Genomic DNA, 319 nt, shown 5'->3' with positions numbered 1-319 from the left:
GACGGAATGACCGATCACCGCCCGCGGACGCACACCCCACGACTCCAGCAACCCGAACAACGCCACCTGCAACGCAAACAAAGCCGGCTGCGCATACCCCGTATCGTCCACATCAAGATCCGCAACATCCAGCAGATCCCACACCTGCCGATGCAACCGCGCGAACAACGGGAAAGCGGCAGCCAACTGCTCACCCATCCCAACCCGCTGCGACCCCTGACCCGAGAAGACGAAAACGATGCGTGGATCCGGGACCGCGGTGCCGGTGACGATGTCCTCGCCCAGCAGCACGGCGCGATGCTCGAACACCGACCGGGTC

At 64.3% G+C, this 319-nt stretch carries 1 protein-coding gene; it reads right to left on the bottom strand.

Annotated elements, in window-relative coordinates; all coding sequences use genetic code 11:
* A partial coding sequence (locus JK364_RS54805; protein WP_201858937.1) for an acyltransferase domain-containing protein occupies positions 1-319 on the bottom strand: 319 nt, incomplete at both ends.

It is taken from the genome of Streptomyces endocoffeicus (assembly GCF_016741935.1).
In the GTDB taxonomy this organism is placed as follows: Bacteria; Actinomycetota; Actinomycetes; order Streptomycetales; family Streptomycetaceae; genus Streptomyces; species Streptomyces endocoffeicus.
The sequence above is the reverse complement of the archived record's forward strand: the minus strand, read 5'-3'. Positions and strand labels throughout refer to the sequence as shown.